The sequence below is a fragment of the Croceibacterium soli genome (assembly GCF_009828065.1).
GTDB classification, from domain to species: domain Bacteria; phylum Pseudomonadota; class Alphaproteobacteria; order Sphingomonadales; family Sphingomonadaceae; genus Croceibacterium_B; species Croceibacterium_B soli.
This window is the reverse complement of the sequence record NZ_WTYK01000001.1, coordinates 101,450-117,328: the sequence shown is the minus strand read 5'-3', so window position 1 is coordinate 117,328 and position 15,879 is coordinate 101,450. Positions and strand designations below refer to the sequence as shown.

General features: G+C 68.4%; 16 protein-coding genes. 11 read left to right on the top strand and 5 right to left on the bottom strand.

All coding sequences use genetic code 11. The features are described 5' to 3' along the window. Positions 1-34 precede the first annotated feature (34 nt). The 3 genes from fabI to GRI75_RS00605 form a co-directional block, all read right to left on the bottom strand. Positions 35-838 (bottom strand): enoyl-ACP reductase FabI, encoded by an 804-nt coding sequence (gene fabI / locus GRI75_RS00615; RefSeq protein ID WP_160745007.1) that lies wholly within the window; start codon positions 836-838, stop codon positions 35-37. After that, positions 835-1,863 (bottom strand): YihY/virulence factor BrkB family protein, encoded by a 1,029-nt coding sequence (locus tag GRI75_RS00610; protein WP_160745006.1) that lies wholly within the window; start codon positions 1,861-1,863, stop codon positions 835-837. Before GRI75_RS00610 ends, fabI begins: the two co-directional genes overlap by 4 nt. 64 nt (positions 1,864-1,927) lie before the next feature. Next, positions 1,928-2,875, bottom strand: coding sequence for a DnaJ C-terminal domain-containing protein (locus tag GRI75_RS00605; RefSeq protein ID WP_160745005.1), 948 nt, complete (start codon positions 2,873-2,875; stop codon positions 1,928-1,930). Between the two features lie 155 nt (positions 2,876-3,030). Here GRI75_RS00605 and pdxH point away from each other — a divergent pair, with 155 nt between their 5' ends. Genes pdxH through GRI75_RS00590 form a run of 3 tightly spaced genes read left to right on the top strand, consistent with a single transcriptional unit; the run spans position 3,031 to position 5,376 of the window. Next, entirely contained in the window at positions 3,031-3,633 is a 603-nt protein-coding gene (pdxH, locus tag GRI75_RS00600) for a pyridoxamine 5'-phosphate oxidase (RefSeq protein ID WP_160745004.1), read from the top strand. Next, complete coding sequence (locus tag GRI75_RS00595) at positions 3,630-4,580, top strand: cation diffusion facilitator family transporter (protein WP_328597892.1); 951 nt, start codon at positions 3,630-3,632, stop codon at positions 4,578-4,580. The genes pdxH and GRI75_RS00595 overlap by 4 nt, the downstream gene beginning before the upstream one ends. Further along, entirely contained in the window at positions 4,570-5,376 is an 807-nt protein-coding gene (locus GRI75_RS00590; protein ID WP_160745003.1) for a PhzF family phenazine biosynthesis protein, read from the top strand. Before GRI75_RS00595 ends, GRI75_RS00590 begins: the two co-directional genes overlap by 11 nt. On the opposite strand, the gene GRI75_RS00585 is transcribed toward GRI75_RS00590, so the two are convergent. Then, entirely contained in the window at positions 5,361-6,470 is a 1,110-nt protein-coding gene (locus tag GRI75_RS00585) for a serine hydrolase domain-containing protein (RefSeq protein ID WP_235911086.1), read from the bottom strand. The genes GRI75_RS00590 and GRI75_RS00585 overlap by 16 nt on opposite strands. 67 nt (positions 6,471-6,537) lie before the next feature. Between GRI75_RS00585 and GRI75_RS00580 the strand changes: the two genes are divergently transcribed. After that, positions 6,538-6,897 carry a hypothetical protein gene (locus tag GRI75_RS00580; protein ID WP_202389515.1) on the top strand — a complete coding sequence of 120 codons (360 nt, stop codon included), beginning with the start codon at positions 6,538-6,540 and terminating at the stop codon, positions 6,895-6,897. On the opposite strand, the gene mnmA is transcribed toward GRI75_RS00580, so the two are convergent. After that, a complete protein-coding gene (gene mnmA, locus GRI75_RS00575; protein ID WP_202389514.1) occupies positions 6,864-8,033 on the bottom strand; it encodes a tRNA 2-thiouridine(34) synthase MnmA in 1,170 nt (389 codons plus the stop codon). The genes GRI75_RS00580 and mnmA overlap by 34 nt on opposite strands. 107 nt (positions 8,034-8,140) lie before the next feature. On the opposite strand from mnmA, the gene GRI75_RS00570 reads away from it, so the two are divergent. The 7 genes from GRI75_RS00570 (at position 8,141) to GRI75_RS00540 (ending at position 15,828) form a co-directional block, all read left to right on the top strand. After that, positions 8,141-8,446 (top strand): hypothetical protein, encoded by a 306-nt coding sequence (locus GRI75_RS00570; RefSeq protein ID WP_160745000.1) that lies wholly within the window; start codon positions 8,141-8,143, stop codon positions 8,444-8,446. Beyond that, a complete protein-coding gene (gene sciP / locus GRI75_RS00565) occupies positions 8,443-8,742 on the top strand; it encodes a CtrA inhibitor SciP (RefSeq protein WP_160744999.1) in 300 nt (99 codons plus the stop codon). Before GRI75_RS00570 ends, sciP begins: the two co-directional genes overlap by 4 nt. Before the next feature lie 159 nt (positions 8,743-8,901). Beyond that, complete coding sequence (locus tag GRI75_RS00560; RefSeq protein ID WP_160744998.1) at positions 8,902-9,168, top strand: GlsB/YeaQ/YmgE family stress response membrane protein; 267 nt, start codon at positions 8,902-8,904, stop codon at positions 9,166-9,168. 238 nt (positions 9,169-9,406) lie between these two features. Continuing rightward, positions 9,407-10,615 carry an efflux RND transporter periplasmic adaptor subunit gene (locus tag GRI75_RS00555; protein WP_160744997.1) on the top strand — a complete coding sequence of 403 codons (1,209 nt, stop codon included), beginning with the start codon at positions 9,407-9,409 and terminating at the stop codon, positions 10,613-10,615. Continuing rightward, a complete protein-coding gene (locus GRI75_RS00550; protein ID WP_160744996.1) occupies positions 10,615-14,016 on the top strand; it encodes an efflux RND transporter permease subunit in 3,402 nt (1,133 codons plus the stop codon). Before GRI75_RS00555 ends, GRI75_RS00550 begins: the two co-directional genes overlap by 1 nt. 79 nt (positions 14,017-14,095) lie before the next feature. Beyond that, a complete protein-coding gene (locus GRI75_RS00545) occupies positions 14,096-15,304 on the top strand; it encodes a DUF445 domain-containing protein (RefSeq protein ID WP_160745485.1) in 1,209 nt (402 codons plus the stop codon). Further along, positions 15,301-15,828, top strand: coding sequence for a GNAT family N-acetyltransferase (locus GRI75_RS00540; RefSeq protein WP_160744995.1), 528 nt, complete (start codon positions 15,301-15,303; stop codon positions 15,826-15,828). The genes GRI75_RS00545 and GRI75_RS00540 overlap by 4 nt, the downstream gene beginning before the upstream one ends. Positions 15,829-15,879 lie beyond the last annotated feature (51 nt).

Below are 15,879 nucleotides of genomic sequence, written 5' to 3'. Positions count from 1 at the left end.
GCCGGGCGGTTGATGAGCTCGGCCTACGGTCGCCTCAAACCAGCGCGATATCCGGTGCGTCTTCCTGTTTCATGCCGACCACGTGGTACCCGGCGTCGACGTGGTGCACTTCGCCGGTCACGCCGCTGGCCAGGTCGCTCAGCATGTACAGGCCTGCTCCGCCGACATCGTCGATGGTGACGTTGCGCCGCAGAGGGGAGTTCAGCTCGTTCCACTTGAGGATGTAGCGGAAGTCGCCGATCCCGCTGGCGGCGAGGGTCTTGATCGGGCCGGCGCTGATCGCGTTGACGCGGATGTTCTCCGGGCCGAGGTCGTTGGCCAGGTACTTGACGCTGGTCTCCAGCGCGGCCTTGGCGACGCCCATCACGTTGTAGTGCGGGACGACCTTCTCGGCGCCGTAGTAGCTCAGCGTCAGGATCGATCCGCCGTTGGGCATCATCTCGCGGGCGCGCCGGGTCACGGCCACCAGCGAGTAGGCCGAGATGTTCATCGTCAGCAGGAAGTTTTCCAGGCTGGTGTCGACGTAATGCCCGCGCAGCTCGTTCTTGTCGGAGAAGCCGATCGCATGGACCACGAAGTCGATGGTGTCCCAGCGCTGCTTGAGCGTGGCGAAAGCATCGTCGAGCGCCGCCATGTCGGAGACGTCGCATTCGAAGGTGAAATCGGAACCCAGCTGTTCGGCCAGCGGCTTCACCCGCTTGCCGAGCGCTTCCCCCTGGTAGGAGAAGGCCAGCTCCGCGCCGTGCTCGCGCAGTTTCTGCGCGATGCCCCAGGCCAGCGACTTGTCGTTGGCCAACCCCATGATCAGCCCGCGCTTGCCGTCCATCAGACCGCTCATGCGCTATTCTCCTCCACTTTCTCGTTACCGGCCGGAAGCTTCCCGCCGACCCCCCGGCAGTCTTCCTCTTCCTCCGGGGTTTCGGCCAGGGCCGCGTTGAGTTCGGCGCCCATAACCATCCCTAGGCCGATCAGCCAGAAAAAGAACAGCACGATCATCATGCCGGCCAGCGAACCGTACGTCAGATCATAGCTGAACACCGTCCGCAGCAGCGGGGGCAGGAAGATCGTGACCATGATCCACCACAAGGTGACGAGCAGTGCGCCGGGCCATTTCGGGTAGCGCCGGTTGCGATAGGCATGCGGGGTCAAGGTGTAGAACAGCAGGTAGAGCGATCCGAACAGGCCGAATGCCGGCACCAGGCGAGACAGCGCCAGCGCGCTCAGCAGGTCGTTCAGGTCGGGGAAGTAGATTTCGATCACTTCCTGCGCGGCGCCGATCAGGACCTGCGCGATCAGGCTCAGGAGCAGCAGCACGACGGCGATGAGGATGATCCCGGTCGAGAACAGGCGGTACTTCCAGAAAGCGGCGGTCGGCTGGGTTCCATAGGCCCGGCGGAGCATGTCGCGGATCGTCTCGACCAGGCTGCCGACGGTCCACAGGCCCACCAGGCCTCCCGCCCACAGCAGCCAGCCGCTGCGCTGCTCGATCACGTTGCGCGCCACCGGCCCGATCACGTCGCCGACCACCGGGGGAAGGGCGTAGAGGACCGCATTGATCGAAGCCGCGCGCTCGCTCTCCTCGCCGATCAAGGAGAACATCGCCGCGCCGGTGATGAAGAAGGGGAAGATCGCCAGGACCGACATATAGGCCAGGTTGCCGGCGTGGATGAAGCCGTCGTTATAGGTGCCGACGAGCACCCGCTTGAAGATCTCGAAGAAGCGCGTGCCCGGCCCGACAGCGCGGCGTACTTGCCGCTGGAAGCCGGCTTTGTGCAGCAGAGCGGCCCGGCGCCGCGCCTCGGGAGAGAGGTCCTCGACCGGGGGGCCGTGCTTGTCCTGGTCGGGAATGAGCTGGGCGGTCATCGGCTCCGATACCTGTCAGGCGGTCTCGGGCCGTCGCGTCTCGCAGGCCTTGCGCGCCGGCGGGTCAAACGCCCAGCTTGGCGCGCACGTTCCGCGGATCGCGCCAGCCCTCCAGCTTGCCGGCGAGCTCGGACACGTCTTCGGGCAGGTCGATCTCGATGGTAACCAGCTGGTCGCCGCGCCCGCCGCCCTTCTTGCTGAAGCCCCGGCCTTTCAGCCGCAGGACTTTGCCGGAGCCGGAGCCGGGCGCGACCGTCAGCATCACCGGGCCTTCGACCGTCGGCACTTTCACTTTCGCTCCGCCGACCGCCTCGTCGAGCGTGATCGGCAGGTCGACCCGCACGTCGTCGCCGTCGCGGCGGAAGAAGGGGTGGGGCTCGATCGATATCGTCACCAGGGCGTCGCCATGGCCGCCAGGGCCGGGTTCGCCTTTGCCCTTGAGGCGCATCTGGGTGCCGTCCTCGACACCGGCGGGCAGCTTGAGGTCGATCGTCTTGCCGTCGGCCAGGGTGATCCGCTGCGGCTGGAGCGTCGCGGCGTCGGTGAACGGCACGCGCAGGCGGTACTGCACGTTGGCACCTGTTCGCGGCGGGGGCGGCCGGCGGCCGGCGGTGCGCGCGCCGCCCATTCCGCCGCGGTTGAACAGGCCTTCGAACAGATCGCCGAGGTCGACGCCGTCGGCACCGGCGAAGCCTTCGAAGTCCTGCGCCGAAAAACCGCCCTGCGCGCCTGGGCGCCCTTGCGGACCGCGGCCGAAGCCGCCGCCGCCCATGCCGAAGGGCATCGCCGGGTTGCCGTCGGCATCGATCTCGCCACGGTCGAACTGCGCCCGCTTGTCCTTGTCGGACAGCAGGTCGTAAGCGCGCGTGACTTCGGAGAAACGCTCCGATGCACGCGGGTTGTCCTTGTTCCTGTCAGGGTGGAGCTCCTTGGCGAGCTTGCGATAGGCGGACTTGATGTCCTTCTCGCTCGCATTGCGCGCCACGCCCAGGGTCGAGTACGGATCGGCCATGGTGTGTCAGCTAGGTAGTTCGCCGACGCTTAGCAAGAATGCAGGCGGGCGGCGGCCTTTTCTCCTGCGCGGGCAAGCGGTAGGGACATTTCGCATGAACATCGGCAGCTACAGCACGAGCCGCGACACCGCGCCGCTCTTATTAGGCACCGTACGTGGACGCTGAACAGGACGCTTTGCCGCACGGCGAGCCGCTGGCGCTGTTCGACCGCTGGTTCGCCGAGGCGGCGGAAGCGGAGCCGAACGATCCGAACGCGATGGCGCTCGCCACCGCCACGCCGGACGGCCGGCCGTCGGTCCGCATGGTGCTGCTGAAGGGCCACGGGGCCGGTGGTTTCGTGTTCTACACCAATGCCCAGAGCCGCAAGGGGCAGGAGATCGCCGCCAATCCCCATGCGGCGCTGCTGTTCCATTGGAAGAGCCTGCGCCGCCAGATCCGCATCGAAGGACCGCTGAGCGAGGTCAGCGCGGCCGATGCCGATGCCTACTTCCATTCACGGGCGCGCGTCTCGCAGCTCGGCTCGGCCGCTTCGGACCAGTCGCGGCCGCTGGATTCGCGCCGGACTTATGTGGAGCGGGTGGAGGAACTGGCTGTGCGTTACGAGGGGCAGCAAATCCCTCGGCCGCCGCACTGGACGGGCTTTCGTCTCCTGCCCGAAGCGATCGAGTTCTGGATCGACCGGCCGGGACGGCTGCATGAACGCCGCCGTTTCACCCGGGAGGGCGACGGTTGGGCCAGCACGCTGCTTTACCCGTGAGCCAGTCGCCCGAAGCCCGCGCCCGGCTGACGCGCAGCGCTGCCTATGCTTCGATCGCGATGGCGGTGTTCCTGACCGTGCTCAAGAGCTGGGCGGTCTGGCGGACCGGCTCGACGGCGATGCTAGGCAGCCTCGCCGATACCTTGCTGGACTTTGTCGCCAGCTTTGCGACTCTGATCGGCGTGTGGGTGGCGGCAATGCCGGCGGACGAGGACCACCGGTTCGGGCACGGCAAGGCTGAAGCGCTCGCGGCGATGTTTCAGGTCATCCTGATCGTCCTGTCGGCCGGCGGCATCGCGTTCCGCGCCGTCACCGGGCTGATCGAGGGCGGGCGCACCGAAGCGGCGGACCAGGGGATCGCCGTCTCGGTGCTGGCGATCCTCGGCACTTTGGCCCTGCTGGCTTGGCAGCGGCATGTTATCCGCAAGACCGGCTCGCTGGCGATCCGTACCGACAACGTGCACTACCAGTCGGACTTGCTGCTGAACCTCGCGGTCATCGTTGCCCTGGTGCTCGACCAGTACCTCGGGCTTTCGCGGGCGGATCCGCTGTTCGGGCTGGCCATAGCCGTCTGGCTGCTGTGGGGCGCTTGGCGCGCCTCGCGGGACGCGGTCGACAACCTGATGGACCGCGAATGGCCGGAGGAGAAGCGGCTGCGCTTCGTCGAGCTGGCTGCGCGGCACCCGGAGCTGAGCAAGCTGCACGATCTGCGCACGCGCACGTCGGGGGACCGGGACTTCGTGCAGTTCCACGTAGACTTGCCGGCGGCGATGAGCGTGGGGGAGGCCCACGACATCATCGAACGGGTCGAGCAGGACTTGTGCCGCGAGTTCCCGCGCATGGAACTGCTGATCCATATCGATCCCGAAGGCCATGTCGACCATCCGGGCAACCAGCTCGCCGAGGCCGACGAATTCGACAAGCTGGAGAAAAGCCATGACCGCTAGCAGCCTGCCGTACTGGCATGTCGATGCATTCGCCTCGCGCCCGTTCACGGGCAACCAGGCGGCCGTGATGCCGCTGGAGGCGTGGCTGCCGGACGAAGTCCTGCAGGCCATCGCCGAGGAGAACATGTTCGCGGAAACGGCTTACGTGGTGAAGGATGAGACTGGCGCGGCCGAATGGGAGTTGCGCTGGTTCACGCCGGAGATGGAAATCCGCCTGTGCGGCCATGCGACGCTGGCATCGGGCCATGTCCTGCTTGGCCGCGACGGCGGCGAGCGGGTGACCTTCCGCACCCGCAAGGCGGGCCTGCTGGAGGTGCGCCGCATGGCCGGCGGCGGGTACGAACTGGCGCTGCCGGCGATCGCCACCGAGCCGGGCGACTGGCCGGAAGCGGTCGCGCTGCTCGGCGCGCAGCCGCGCGAAGTCTGGCGCAACCCCGATGGTTACGGCATCTACCTGTTCGACAGCGAGGAGCAGGTCCGCGCCCTCGATCCCGACCTGCGCGGGCTCGGCGCGCTGGGCCACGACCAGTTCATCTGCACCGCGCCCGGCAGCCGCACCGACGTCGTCAGCCGCGTGTTCGTGCCCGGCGGCGGGGTGGACGAGGACAGCGTGACCGGCTCCGCCCACGCGGCGCTGACGCCGTTCTGGGCCGCCCGGCTCGGCCGCGCCGCTTTCACCGCGCACCAGGCCTCCCGCCGCGGCGGCGATGTCGCCTGCCGGCTGGAGGGCGACGTCGCCTGGCTCGGCGGCGACTGCGTCACGGTGGTGGAGGGGCGGTTCTACCTTCCGGGGTAAAGCGCGGCGATCTCCGCCAGCGCATCGACCAGCGCCTCCCGCTGCTCCTGGTCGGTCTTGCCGAGACGCACGATCGTCAGGCCCTGCGAAGGCGAGACGATCACGTATTGCCCCAGGTGGCCGACGGCCGCGAAGGCATCCGCCGGGCCTTCGTCGGCGAATAGCACGTCGCGGTCCGTCTCCGAATCGCGGTTGAGCCAGACCATCGCCCCGTAGTCCGGCGCGCGGGGGTTCGGGCGCAGCATGAACTCGATCCAGGCGCGGGGGACCAGCTGCGCGCCTTTCACCGATCCCTTGTGCCGCAGCATCTCGCCGAACTTCGCCCAGTCGCGGGCGTTGGCCCAGATCATGCTGCCGCCGGTCATCGTCCCGGCGGCATCGTATTCCGGGGTGAAGGAGGGCGCGCCGAGCGGCCCGGAGACCCGCGAGGCGAAGAACTCCGCCACTGCCCGCTGGCGCGCATCGGCTCCGCCGTGTGGAGCCAGCACGCGTGCGGCGATGTCCGCCAGGATCACGCCCGTGGGGGTCGAGTAGGCGAACACCGCGCCGGCTTCGTGCTCCAGCGGCTGCGCCTCCGCCCATGCCGCCATGTCGTCGCGCCCGTCGAGGAACAGCATGCGCACTTCGGGCGAGTCATAGACCGGCTCGGCCTTCTCTTCGTGCCGCAGGCCGGAGCGCATCTGCAGCAGTTGCCGCAGGGTGATCTCGCCGCGCGGGTCGCCGGCACGCTGCCAGGCAGGGATCGGCGGCGAATCGTCCAGCCGCAGCCGCCCTTCGGCCACGAGGGCGCCCATCATCACGGCAGTGACCGTCTTCGACATCGACCAGCCGAGGAAGCGGGTCTCCGGACCGTAGCCCTCACCATAGCGTTCCGCAGCCACTTCGCCCTTGTGCAGCACCAGCAGCGCGCGCGTTTCGCCGATGTCCTCCCGGCTGAACAGTGCATCCACGGCCCGGGCGAGCTTCTCGCGCTGCACGCCGGGAGCCTCTCTCACCGCTTCCAGCGCGCCGGGCGGGAGGGGCGGCTCCGGCGGCGGGCCCGCGTCGCCGCAGGCGGCTAGCAGAAGCACCGCCAGCAGAAGGGCTGGCAGCATGGCTGAGGCGAAGCTAGGGAAAGCGCGGCGCGGCATTGGCGCGCCTCCATCTCCCAGGCAGGACAGCATGGCAACCGCAAAGACAAGCTCGGCCCCGAGAGGTGCGCGCCGCCGCCCGACCTGGCTCAAGGTGGCGCTCGTGCTCCTGCTGGCAGGGGTGGTCCTCGCCTGGTTCTACCGCACGCCGATCCAGGGCTATGCCGGCACCGGAGCGGCTGTAGCCGCGCGCTCCGGCTGTTCCTGCCGCCATGTCGCCGGCCGGAGCCTGGAGGACTGCGAGAAGGACTTCGAGCCCGGTATGGAAGCGGTGTTCCTCAGCGAGGACGAAGAGGAGCGCAGCGTCACCGCTTATGTCCCGCTCGTCGCCAGCGAGACCGCCCGCTTCCGCGAGGGCTACGGCTGCGTGCTGGAGCCCTGGGACGGGTAGGGCTCGGTGTCCTCGATCCAGCCGCCGCCGACCACGCGGTCCCCGGCATAGATCACTGCCGCCTGCCCGGGCGCGACGCCGTACTCGGGCTCGGCGAAGCGGATGGTCGTGGCTGCCCCGCCTCCGAACGTCCCGTCCAGCACGACAGGCACGGGCTTGGCCAGGGAGCGGACTTTGGCCGTGAGCGGCTCGTCCGGCAGCGGACCGATGCGGTTGGTTTCGACGATCCGCGCCGACCCCACCGCCAGCATGCGCCGCGGACCGACCCGCACTTCCGCCGTCTGCGCATCGATGGCCACGACGTAGAGCGGCTCGGCCTGGCCGCCGATCTCCAGGCCGCGCCGCTGGCCGACGGTGTAATGGATCACTCCGCGGTGTTCGCCCAGAGCCTCGCCGGTCTCGGCATGGACGATGCGGCCCGGGCGAGCGCCTTCGGGGCGCACAGCCTTGACGATCCGCGCATAGTCGCCGTCGGGCACGAAGCAGATGTCCTGGCTGTCCGGCTTGGCGGCGACCGACAGGCCGAACTCGCCGGCGATGCGGCGCACGTCCTGCTTCGGCAGGCCGCCGAGCGGGAAGCGCAAGTAACCGAGCTGTTCCTCGGTCGTGCCGTAGAGGAAGTAGGACTGGTCGCGTGCCGGATCGAGCGCCCGGTGCAGCTCCGGGCCGGCGGGGCCGACGACGCGGCGGACGTAGTGCCCGGTGGCCAGGCAGTCGGCGCCCAACTCGCGCGCCATGCGCAGCAGGTCGGTGAACTTCGGGCCCATGTTGCAGCGGATGCAGGGGATCGGGGTGCGCCCGGCCAGGTAATCGTCGGCGAAGCGCTCGACCACTTCCTCGCGGAAGGCGCTTTCGTGGTCGAACACATAGTGCGCGAAGCCGAGCCGGTCGGCCACTCCGCGCGCGTCGCGGATGTCGTCGCCGGCGCAGCAGGCGCCCTTGCGCCCCGTGGCGGCGCCATAGTCGTACAGCTGCAGCGTGATGCCGATCACTTCGGCGCCGCTCTGGGCGGCGAGCGCGGCCACGACCGAGCTGTCGACGCCGCCCGACATGGCGACGACGATGCGGCACTCGGCGGCCGGGCGCGGCAGGTCGAACAGCGCGGCGGGGCGATCGAGAAGGGCGGCGTCGGGCATTTCGCGGCGCCCATACACCCTTGGCGCCATTACCGCAAAGGCTCCCTCCGCCGGGCTAAGCCTGTGTTTTACCGGATATTGACCATTCTTGCGGTAGGGCGATAGCCATGTTCCAGGGCAAGTTCACGACCGCTCAACCGCGCCCCGCGCGAGATCGCTCGACGGGCGGGCAGGATGGGCTGCGGCGGATCACCTGGCCCGAGCTGCTGGCGCAATTGAATGCCGCGCGCGAGCTGAGGTCGGCGATCGCCGGCGGCAGCGGGGGCCGCGCCGGGTCTGCCCACCACATCGCGGCGCTCGGAAAAAGTGAACGCGCCGTTAACCTTGATGATTCAGCAGATGGCAAACCGGGCGCCGCCATCACTCGCTGCCGAACGAACGGCGCCGCGCGAGACGGCCGGGAAAGTACATGATCGAGAACCAGAAAATCCGCCCTGCACAGGTGATCGGCCCGCTCGGCGAGCCGCTGACCGTTAACGATTTGCCTTCGCCCGAAACCAAGCGGTGGGTGGTGCGGCGCAAGGCGGAAGTGGTCGCCGCCGTGAATGGCGGCCTGCTGACGATCGACGAGGTTCTCGAGCGCTACAACCTCACGCTCGAGGAGTTCGCCTCCTGGCAGCGCGCCGTCGACCGTTCCGGCATGCAGGGCCTGCGCGTCACGCGCATCCAGCACTACCGCGATCTCTACGAACGCCAGCTGAAGTACTGAACCGCCTCCGCGGGCTCCGACCTCAAGCACACGGCCCCGGCGACCGGGACCGTGTGCTTTCGCACGACTCGCGCGAATCCGCGCCAGGGAACGCATTCCCCGCCGCTCGGTTGAAGGGGGGCGGCGCTAAAGTGCGGCGGATAACAGGAGGAGCGGAGTATGGGCTGGATTATCGCGATCATCGTCGGCGGCGTGGCTGGCTGGCTAGCGAGCTTGGTGATGAACCGGGACGCCTCGATGGGCATCCTGTGGAACATCATCGTCGGTATCATCGGGGCTCTTCTCGGCAACGCAGTGCTCGCCCCGCTGCTCGGTTTCGGCGGCAGCATTCAGACGTTCGACCTCGGCGCGTTCATCATCGCCGTCCTCGGTGCGATCATCCTGCTGGCGATCGTCAACCTCATTCAGCGTGGACGCGTGCGCTAAGGCGCTGATCTTCGCATGCAAATGAGAACGCGCGGCTCTCGCAGGTAGCGAGCGCCGCGCGTTTCTTTTCTACGACAATTTGTTACTCGCCGGATGCGGGGCGCTTTTGGTAGAAAGCGCAATTGCATGCCGGTGTGCTCCGTCTTATTGGGCCCGGGCATGACGTCGCCTCTTCTGTGCGGCGGCAGTTAACTGTGGTATGGCCCCGCCCCGCGAGGCTGCGGGATTCAAGACGCGCATGAACTACGAAACGACAGTCGACCTGAGCGGTACGCCCGACGCTCTGATGGAAGAAATCACCATCGATACCCGCCGCACCCGGCGGCGCCGGGTGATCGCGGCCGTCGTGATCGTGGTCGCGCTGCTCGTGATCGCCGCCTGGATGCTCTCCAGCGGCGGCACTGAGGAATCCGCGCTCGCCCCGGCCGAAGAAGCCACCATCCCCGCCGTCACAGTCGTCGCGCCCGGCCGCGGCACGATCGAAGGCGTAATCCACGCAACCGGTACGCTGGCTGCGCGGCACAGGATCGAAGTCGGCGTGGTCGGCGAAGGCGGGCGTGTCGTCTCCGTTCCGGTCGAAGCGGGCGACTGGGTCCGCCAGGGGCAGGTCCTGGCGGTGATCGACCGTTCGGTGCAGAACCAGCAGGCGCAGAGCGCCGCGGCGCAGATCCAGGTCGCCCGGGCCGACGCCAACCTGGCGCAGGCCAATCTCGACCGCGCGCTGCAGCTGGTCGAGCGCGGCTTCATCTCCAAGGCCGATGTCGACCGGCTGACCGCCACCCGCGACGCGGCCGTGGCCCGCGTGCGGGTGGCCGAAGCGCAGCACCGCGAACTTCTGGCGCGCAACGCCCGCCTGAACATCGTCGCCCCGGCGAGTGGCCTGATCCTTGAACGCAACGTCGAAGTCGGCCAGGTGATCGGCTCGGGTTCTCCGGCGCCGTTCACGATGGCCCAGGGCGGCGAGATGGAACTGCTGGCCCGGCTCAGCGAGGACGATCTCGCATCCGTTTCCGTCGGCTCCAGCGCCGTCGTCACCCCCGCCGGCAGCGAGAAGAGCTTCGTCGGCCAGATCTGGCAGGCGGCGCCGGTCATCGACCCCGAAGACCGCCAGGGCACCGCCCGCGTCGCTCTGGCTTACAATCCGGCGCTGCGGCCCGGCGGGTTCGCTTCGGCCGAGATCAACAGCGGCACGGTGGTCGCCCCGCGTCTTCCGGAAAGCGCCATCCTGTCCGATGCGAAGGGCAGCTTCGTCTATGTGGTGAACAAGGACAACCGGGTGGAGCGGCGCGCGGTACGGACCGGAATGGTCAGCGCCGAAGGGATCGCGGTCGTCGCCGGCCTGACCGGGCGTGAGCGGATCGTGATGCGCGCCGGCGGGTTCCTCAACCCGGGTGATCGCGTGAGGCCGGTCGTCGAAGGCAGGGGCCGCCAGGTCGCGGCACGGTAATGAGCCTGCGCAACATATCCGCGTGGTCGACACGCAACCCGATCGTTCCGATCGTCCTGTTCATCGGCCTGACGCTGGCCGGGCTGGTCTCGTTCAACCGGATGGACGTGAACGGCAGCCCGGATATCGATTTCCCCGCCGTCACGGTGGCGATCAGCCAGCCGGGCGCTTCGCCGACTGAGATCGAAACCCAGATCACCCAGAAGGTCGAGGCGGCGATCCGCTCGGTCAACGGGGTGGACGAGATCCAGTCGACTGCCAGCGAAGGCAACAGCAGCACGATGGTGCAGTTCGTGATCGGCACGGACTCGAACGACGCCGTCAACGAGGTCAAGAACGCCGTCGACCAGGTCCGCAGCGACCTGCCGGACGGCATTCTCGAGCCGCGGGTGAGCAAGATCGAGATCGGCGGCAACGGGCCGATGGGCTATTTCGCCGTCGCCGCCGACGACCTGACGATGGAGCAGCTCAGCTGGTTCATCGACGACACGATCTCGCGCAGGCTGCTGTCGATCCCCGGAATGGCGGGCGTCAGCCGCGCCGGCGGCGTGGACCGGGAGATCCGCGTGGTTCTCGATCCGGCCAAGATGCAGTCGCTCGGGGTCACCGCCAGCGCGGTCAACCAGGCGCTGCGCCAGGTCAACGTCGACGCCGCCGGCGGTTCGGCGGAGATCGCCGGCTCGCGCCAGTCGGTCCGCGTGCTCGGCAATGCCGACACGGCGCTCCAGCTCGCCAATACGCAGATCAGCCTGGGCGGCGGGCGCACGATCCGGCTCGACCAGATCGGCCGGGTCTACGACGGCTTCTCGGAGCAGACCTCCGTCGCCAAGATGAACGGCCGGCAGGTCGTCACTTTCGGCATCGAGCGCGCCAAGGGCTCTTCCGACGTCACCGTATATGACGCTGCCGTGGAGGAGCTGACCGCGATCGAGAAGGAAAATCCCGGGATCGACATCACGCAGCTCTACACCAGCGTGGAGTACACCAAGACCCAGTACGAAAGCTCGATCGCGGCGATGGTCGAAGGGGCGATCCTGGCCGTCATCGTGGTGTTCCTGTTCCTGCGGGACTGGCGGGCGACGATCATCGCCGCGCTGGCGATACCGCTCTCGGCGATCCCGACCTTCTGGTTCATGGACCTGCTGGGCTTCACGCTCAACGAGATGACCTTGCTGGCGCTGAGCCTGGTGGCGGGGGTGCTGGTCGACGATGCGATCGTGGAGATCGAGAACATCGTGCGCCACATGCGCATGGGCAAGAGCGCCTATCAGGCTTCGATCGACGCGGCCGACGAGATCGGCCTTGCGGTCGTGGCGACCACCTTCTCGATCGTCGCCGTGTTCCTGCCGGTCGGCCTCATGCCGGGCATCTCGGGGCAGTTCTTCAAGAACTTCGGCCTCACGGTCGTGGCCGCGGTGCTGATGAGCCTGGCCGTCGCGCGCCTGATCACGCCGATGGTCGCGGCCTACTTCCTGAAGGCCAAGGGCCATGCGTCGCACGGCGAAGGTTGGCTGATGGATCGCTACATGGCGCTCCTCAAGTGGACGCTGAACGAAGACAAGGTGGACGCCTACCGGGCGAAGCTCCAGCCGGCGCGCGGCCGGGCAGGCTATTACCTGATCGAGCTGCTGTTCTGGATCGTCGTGATCGCCGCCGCCATCGTCGCCTGGAACTTCGCCGGCGCCCTGCTGCCGGCCGATGCGATCCCCGGCTGGCTGCTGATGATCGTCAAGCTCGCGCTGGCTCTGGGTGCGGCCGTGCTCGGCGGCTTCCTCGTGCGTACTGTCGCCGGCATGATCGGCGGCGGGTTCGCCGCGTGGCACGCGTATTTCATGGGCCGGGTGCGCGGGCGCCTGCGCGATCACCGCTTCTGGATGTTCGGCGCCGGCATCGGCGCGCTGGCGATCACGCTGCTGATGTTCATGGTCCTGCCGCAGCAGTTCCAGCCGACCACCGACGAGGATACCAGCCAGGCCCGCATCGAGATGGCCCCTGGCACCACGATCGAGCAGACCGAAGCCGTGGCCGATCGGGTCACCGCGATCGTCGAAGCCCAGCCGGAAGTCGGCCGCGTGCTCGAACGGATCAACGAAGGCTCCGCCCGCCTGTTCATCGTGCTCAAGCCGGATCGCGAGATCCCCAGCTACGAGTTCGAGCGGCGGGTCATGCCCGAACTGCAGAAGATCCCGGACGCGCGCATCAGCTTCGCCTCGCGATCCGGCGGCGGCGGCACCGGCCGCGACATATCGGTGATGCTGACCGGTTCCGATCCCGTGCAGCTCGATCGCGCCGCGCAGGTCCTGGTGGAGCAGATGCGCACCGTTCCCGGCGCGGTTGCTCCGCGCATCGAGGCGGACTTGCAGCGGCCCGAGTTGCTGATCATTCCGCGGCTCGACTTGGCGGCGCAGCTCGGCGTCACGACGACTGCGCTCAGCCAGGCAATCCGCATCGCCACGCTCGGCGAGATCGACCAGAACGCGGCCAAGTTCTCGCTCAGCGATCGCCAGGTGCCGATCCGCGTCGTGCTCGCCAAAGTCTCGCGGCAGGATATCTCCACGCTCGAGAACCTGCCGGTGCCGACCGCCAGCGGCGGCTCCGTACCGCTCAAGCGGGTCGCGGAGATCCGCTTCGGCGCCGGCCCGACGCAAATCCAGCGCTTCAACCAGTCGCGTCGCATCTTTGTCGGCGCCGACCTCGCGCCCGGGCAGCTGAAGGGCCCGGTCCAGGAAGCGATCAACAAGCTGCCGATCATGCAGAACCTGCCGGCCGGCGTGTCCAACCGCCCAGTGGGCGACGAGCGCTGGCAGCAGGAACTGATCCAGAACTTCATCATCGCCGTGGTCAGCGGGATCATGCTGGTTTTCGCGGTGCTGGTGCTGCTGTACAAGCGCTTCGTCTCCCCGCTGGTGAACATGACCTCGCTGCTGCTGGCCCCGCTCGGCGGCTTGCTGGCGCTGGCGCTGCTCGGCCAACCGATCTCGATCTCGGTCTACATCGGCCTGCTCATGCTGCTCGGCATCGTGGCGAAGAACTCGATCCTGCTGATCGACTTCGCCATCGAGGAGATGGCCGCCGGCGTGCCGAAGAAGGCGGCGATTACCGACGCCGGCCACAAGCGCGCCCAGCCGATCTTGATGACCACCGTGGCCATGACCGCCGGCATGATCCCGACCGCGCTCTCGCTCTCCGGCGACGCCGCCTGGCGCGCGCCCATGGGCTATACGGTCATCGGCGGCCTGCTGCTTTCCACCCTGCTCACGCTGGTCATCGTGCCGGCGGGCTTCAGCCTGGCCGACGGGCTGGAGAAGCGTCTCGGCCCGTGGCTGCGCAAGCGGGTGCTGACTTACCGGCCGGAGGACGAAGCGCGCGGCGCTTCCACGGAGCCGCTTCCTGCCGAGTGATGGGCCGGTGCGCTTGACCGGGCCGGGAACAGGTCCGACGGCCCAGGGCTTCGTGCTTCCGGCCGAACGCGCCCGCAGCATGCGCCGCGCGGCCACCGGCCTGCTGGTGGCCATGGCGGCGCTGTTCGTGCTCGCCAGCAGCCAGGAGGGCACACACCCGGCCTGGGGGTACGTCCTGGCCTTCGCCGAAGCGGCGATGGTCGGCGGCCTGGCCGACTGGTTCGCCGTCACCGCGCTGTTCCGCCGCCCGCTCGGCCTGCCGATCCCGCACACCGCGATCATCCCCGAGAACAAGAACCGCATCGCCGATACGATGGCGCATTTCCTGCGTGCCAACTTCCTCACGCCCATCGTCGTCGCGCGCCGCATGCGGGCGATGAACCTAGCGCGCGCCGCCGGGGAGTTCCTCGCCCGGCCGGGCGGCGGCGAGGTCTCGCGCATGCGCGCGGGCGCCGGCGAGCTCCTGGCCGAAGTGCTCGAGTCGCTCGATCCGGAAAGGCTCGGCGGCCAGGTGAAGGCCGGCCTGGTCCACCAGCTCGAAAAGTTGGAGGTGGCCCCGCTCCTCGGCCAGATGCTGACCGCCGCGATCGCCGACAAGCGGCACCTGCCGCTGCTCGACGCGATGATCCGCTGGGCCGGGCTGACGCTGGAAGACAACGAGCAAATGGTGCGCGAGATGATCCACGCGCGCGCCAATGCCGTGCTTCGCTGGACCGGGCTGGACGAGCGGCTTGCCAGCTCGGTGATCGACGGTCTCTATCGCCTGCTGGCCGAAGTCCTGGTCGATCCGGAGCACCCGCTGCGCCGCAAGGTGCAGGAAGGGCTGGAAAGCCTCGCTCACGATCTGCAGCACGACGCGGCCATGCGCGCGAAAGTGGAAGGCATGAAGCGCGACCTGCTTGCCAACCCGGCGCTGGGCGACTGGTGGATCGGCGTTTGGGAACGCATGCGCCACGCCCTGATCGATGCCGCGCGCGAGCCTGGAGGCAAACTGGGCGGGCAGTTGACCGGAATGCTCGGCGAACTCGGCCAGGCCTTGCGCGACGATCCGGCGCTGCAGCGCCAGATCAACCGCTTCGCCCGCCGCACCGGGGTCGGGGTGGCGACCCGCTACGGCGGGCAGATCGTGCAGCTCGTGTCGGAAACGGTGCGCCGCTGGGACGCCCGCACCGTAACCGACCGGATCGAGGGCGCGGTCGGCCGCGATCTCCAGTTCATCCGCATCAACGGCACGCTCGTCGGCGGGCTCGTCGGCATCGCGATTCACGTCATATCGGGCCTGCTGTGAGCGAAGCGCCTTTCCTGGTCACGGAGCGGCTCGAGCTGTGGCTGCCGCGCCCCGGCGATCTGCAGCCGCTGTACGAAGTGGTCAGCCACCCGGTGACCGGACGGTTTCTCGGACCGACTGCGCAGCTGCACGAACAGGCGATCCGCTTTATGCGCAGCGCCGGCAGTTGGTTTCTCTACGGCTACGGCGCTTTCATGCTTCGGCTGCGCGGGCAGGAGGCCGTCATCGGCAACTGCGGGATCTTCCACACCTTCCGCGGTCTGGGCGAAGATTTCGACGACAATCCCGAAGCCGGCTGGATCCTGCGCCACGACCAGATCGGCAAGGGACTCGCGGGCGAGGCCATGCGTGCCACGCTCGAGTGGTTCGAGCGCGAGCACGGCCCGCGGCGGCTGGTCTGCATGATCGATCCGCAGAACGCACCATCACTGCACCTGGCCGAAAAGCTCGGCTTCGTCGCGATGCGCGACGCCGCCCTCCCCGACGGCGAGCGCGTGCGCCTGCTGGAGCGGATTCTGGGGTAGGGGCGATCCAATCCTCCCCTTTGAGGGGGGGGGGCCGCCGCCGAAGGCGGT

Bases quoted from the DNA above. Each gene is read 5' to 3' on its own strand.
- sciP (WP_160744999.1), top strand. From the start codon at position 8,443: ATGATCGAGAACCAGAAAATCCGCCCTGCACAGGTGATCGGCCCGCTC.
- GRI75_RS00580 (WP_202389515.1), top strand. From the start codon at position 6,538: ATGGCAACCGCAAAGACAAGCTCGGCCCCGAGAGGTGCGCGCCGCCGC.
- mnmA (WP_202389514.1), bottom strand. From the start codon at position 8,033: ATGCCCGACGCCGCCCTTCTCGATCGCCCCGCCGCGCTGTTCGACCTG.
- GRI75_RS00605 (WP_160745005.1), bottom strand. From the start codon at position 2,875: ATGGCCGATCCGTACTCGACCCTGGGCGTGGCGCGCAATGCGAGCGAG.
- fabI (WP_160745007.1), bottom strand. From the start codon at position 838: ATGAGCGGTCTGATGGACGGCAAGCGCGGGCTGATCATGGGGTTGGCC.
- GRI75_RS00555 (WP_160744997.1), top strand. From the start codon at position 9,407: ATGAACTACGAAACGACAGTCGACCTGAGCGGTACGCCCGACGCTCTG.
- GRI75_RS00550 (WP_160744996.1), top strand. From the start codon at position 10,615: ATGAGCCTGCGCAACATATCCGCGTGGTCGACACGCAACCCGATCGTT.
- GRI75_RS00570 (WP_160745000.1), top strand. From the start codon at position 8,141: ATGTTCCAGGGCAAGTTCACGACCGCTCAACCGCGCCCCGCGCGAGAT.
- GRI75_RS00585 (WP_235911086.1), bottom strand. From the start codon at position 6,470: ATGCTGCCAGCCCTTCTGCTGGCGGTGCTTCTGCTAGCCGCCTGCGGC.
- GRI75_RS00545 (WP_160745485.1), top strand. From the start codon at position 14,096: ATGCGCCGCGCGGCCACCGGCCTGCTGGTGGCCATGGCGGCGCTGTTC.
- GRI75_RS00590 (WP_160745003.1), top strand. From the start codon at position 4,570: ATGACCGCTAGCAGCCTGCCGTACTGGCATGTCGATGCATTCGCCTCG.
- GRI75_RS00560 (WP_160744998.1), top strand. From the start codon at position 8,902: ATGGGCTGGATTATCGCGATCATCGTCGGCGGCGTGGCTGGCTGGCTA.
- GRI75_RS00610 (WP_160745006.1), bottom strand. From the start codon at position 1,863: ATGACCGCCCAGCTCATTCCCGACCAGGACAAGCACGGCCCCCCGGTC.